We start from the raw sequence: 3,187 nt of genomic DNA, 5'->3' as shown, positions 1-3,187 counted from the left end.
TAATGTGAAGGAACGCGGCAGCGACGTGGATTCTCCTAATGCGGGGCGATGTTGCTGCGCATTATTTTGATTGCGAACCTCGGCGGTCTCTGGACCAGCTGAGGATAAAAGCATGTTGAAATTGCACGACGAGTTGATCGCCGAACTCTCGAATTTGCTCACGACGCAGAATTATAACCCGGTGGTCGTAGCGAACCATCGCCTGTACGCCCGCGCGTTTCTCGATTATCTGGCCGAGTGCGGCGTGCAGGTGGAAACTGTGACGCTGGCGCAGGTCGATCAGTATCTTGCCTATGCAGTTCAGGATTTCGAAGCCCAGTACGGGCGGCCTCCCTGTGCGCGCTGGCAGATGTTGCCCCGCACATCGATCAACAAACTGCTCCGGCTTGCCCAAGGCAAATGGCCGCCCGAGCCAGAGATGACCGAACCGGAAACCGCGTATCGGCAGGCGATCTGCTGCGAATACGAGGCATGGCTGCGCGACGAGCGCGGTCTGGCAAGCGCTTCCATCTCGGCGCTTCTGTGGGAGGCACGGAACTTCCTGCGATGGCAGTTCGAACGGGGCGGGGCCGCCAGCCTCGACACCTTGAGCATCGGGGAGGTCGATCTCTACATGGACATGCGCGCCCCTGGATTACGGCGCAAATCATTGGCCGATGTCGCTGAGCGGCTCCGGTCGGTGGTGCGGTATCTGCATCGGACGAGGCGCATCCCGATGGATCTCACGCCGCACATCATCGGCCCCATGCTCTACGCCTATGAAGACGTGCCCTCGACGCTGGACAGGCGCCAAATCGCCGCGGTGCTGGCGGCGACGAAGAAGGATGGATCGCCGCGGGGACTGCGCGATTTTGCGGTACTTCAACTGCTTGCCACATATGGGTTGCGCGAAGGTGAGATCTGTCGCCTTCGGCTTGAAGACGTGAACTGGCGCGGAGAAGCCCTGCGTATCCGTCACACCAAGACCAATGCGTACTCCTACTTGCCGCTATTGGCGCCCGTTGGTGAGGCGCTCCTCGACTATCTGCGTAATGGGCGCCCCCAGGTTGAGGGGCGGGAAATCTTCATCCGGTCCTGCGCGCCCTATATCGCAATGACAAACCTGTATGGCATGATCCGCGGGCGGTTGTCAGCCGCTGGCGTCGAGCCGCCGGGAAAGCGAGGAGCGCATGTCTTTCGCCACGCGCGGGCGGTCGAAATGCTGCGGGCGTCGGTCCCGCAAAAGATCATCGGCGACGTGCTCGGACATCGATCCACCGAATCCACCAACGCCTATCTCAAGCTGGCGACAGATGATCTCCGAGCCGTGGCGCTCGACGTGCCCGGATCGGAGGTGCTGCCATGAGCGCCTGGCACGATCCCGATCGCACGGTCATCGACGCCTTCCTGGAAAAATCGCAGTTCCGGCAGGGAAGCAGGCCGACTTATCGCTGGTTCCTTCGCAGCTTCGAGAATGTAGCCCAGCGTCATCCGGCGGTCGACCGGCAGATGCTCGAAGTCTGGTTGAAGGAAATGGAAAAACGTTGGCGAATGCCGACGCTGCTCAACCAGGTCTGCATTGTCGATCGCTTCCTCGACCACCTCGTCGAAATCGGGCTGATCGCAGATAATCCCGTTGCCGTGCTTCGCCGTCAATACAACGTCAAACAAAGCAAGCCGATCTGGCGAGCGCTGGCTTCCGCAAATCCCGACGGAGCCCTGGCCGCATTGCGACGCCCCGCGCCCTTCGGCAGCTCGCTGGGGGACTTCATGCGTGAGCATGTCGCGTTGATGCGGAGCCGGGGGTATCAGTATGAGACTCAGGCTCACTGGTTATTGCGGTTCGATCGGTTCCTCCAGGCGACCCCGGAACTGACAGGGGCATCGCTTGAGACGATGCTGGCGCGCTGGGCAACTGCCAAGCTGACCCGCAATCACGCGGCTGAATGCCAGAAGCTCGGGCGCCTCCTGACTAAGGCGCGGTATCGCCTTGATCCCAGCATCCCACCGAAACGCTTCAACGCCCGTCCCGAGCGGGAAGTGGCACGAGAGCATCGACGACCGCACATCTTCAGCCCGGCCGACGTTCGGCAGATGCTCGACGTTGCCCGCTCCTATCCGTCGCCGGACGCGCCGCTGCGGCCGATGGTTCTCTACACCATGGTGGTTCTGGCCTATTGTGCCGGACTGCGCCGTAGTGAACTCGCCGGGCTCGATCTGGGTGACGTCGATCTTCAATCAGACACGATCACAGTGCGGGAAACGAAGTTCTACAAGACCAGGATATTGCCGCTAACCGGCAGCGTCATGGCCGAATTACGGGCCTATATCGATGCAAGGCGGCGCGCTGGCGCCCCACAGGATCCTCGGTCCGGGCTCTTCTGGCACGAGCACTTCAATGATCGCTATACCCCGGTGACGGTCTCAACGATGATCACCAACGTCATGCGCCGTGCCGGGTTCAAGGCCCCGACCGGGCGGACAGGGCCGCGTGTTCATGACCTGCGCCACTCGATGGTCGTGAACCGGATCCTTCAATGGTATCGATCCGGCGTCAATCCGCAGGACAAACTGCGCTTCCTCTCCACCTACATGGGCCACCGGGACATCAACTCCACGCTGGTCTACATCACCGTCACGCAGGACCTGCTGCAGGAAGCAAGCGAGCGGTTCCGGACCGTCGGCGCCCGATGCCTCACGATGGAGGCGCGGTCATGACGAAGGGCAATCTCTTCCCCGCATTGTTGCGGGCGTTCTTTCAGGAATGGTTGGCTGAGCAACGCAGTGCATCTGTCCATACGATCCGGTCTTACCGCGACACCTGGCGGTTGTTGCTTCGGTTCATCGCGGAGCGAAAGGGCGGCGGGGTCGCGCGGATCATGCTGGCCGACGTCTCGGCCGGAGAGGTTCGCGCGTTCCTCCACCACACCGAGCATGGGCGCAGGGGCACGATCGGTACACGCAACTGCCGGCTCGCCGCGATCCGCAGCTTCTTCAGCTTCGTGGCTGACAAGGATCCCGAATACATCGCGCAATGCGCCGAGGTCCTGACCGTCCCGCTCAAGCGGGAGCCTACCGTTGCACCCTGCTATCTCGAGCCGGAGGAGGTCGAAGCGATCCTTGCTCAGCCCGACCGGTCGACAATCGAGGGAATGCGCGACCACGTGCTACTCTCGTTCCTATATAACAGCGGCGCGCGCATCCAGGA

The 3,187-nt window shown here is 61.7% G+C and carries 3 protein-coding genes; all 3 read left to right on the top strand.

The genetic code is table 11. From position 1 onward, the window contains the following. Positions 1 to 112: 112 nt before the first annotated feature. The gene (locus LH128_RS24715) at positions 113 to 1,345 is read left to right on the top strand and encodes a site-specific integrase (RefSeq protein ID WP_008832423.1); all 1,233 of its coding nucleotides are present in this window, start codon (positions 113 to 115) and stop codon (positions 1,343 to 1,345) included. Further along, positions 1,342 to 2,697 carry a tyrosine-type recombinase/integrase gene (locus LH128_RS24710; protein WP_008832422.1) on the top strand — a complete coding sequence of 452 codons (1,356 nt, stop codon included), beginning with the start codon at positions 1,342 to 1,344 and terminating at the stop codon, positions 2,695 to 2,697. Before LH128_RS24715 ends, LH128_RS24710 begins: the two co-directional genes overlap by 4 nt. Beyond that, a partial coding sequence (locus tag LH128_RS24705) for a tyrosine-type recombinase/integrase (protein ID WP_008832421.1) occupies positions 2,694 to 3,187 on the top strand: 494 nt, incomplete at its 3' end. The genes LH128_RS24710 and LH128_RS24705, both read left to right, overlap by 4 nt.

Origin of the sequence: Sphingomonas sp. LH128, from assembly GCF_000293195.2 — a bacterium.
GTDB classification, from domain to species: Bacteria; Pseudomonadota; Alphaproteobacteria; order Sphingomonadales; family Sphingomonadaceae; genus Novosphingobium; species Novosphingobium resinovorum_A.
Note: the sequence above shows the minus strand (reverse complement) of the source record. Positions and strands in the feature narration are given on the sequence as shown.

Bases quoted from the DNA above. Each gene is read 5' to 3' on its own strand.
- LH128_RS24715 (WP_008832423.1), top strand. From the start codon at position 113: ATGTTGAAATTGCACGACGAGTTGATCGCCGAACTCTCGAATTTGCTC.
- LH128_RS24710 (WP_008832422.1), top strand. From the start codon at position 1,342: ATGAGCGCCTGGCACGATCCCGATCGCACGGTCATCGACGCCTTCCTG.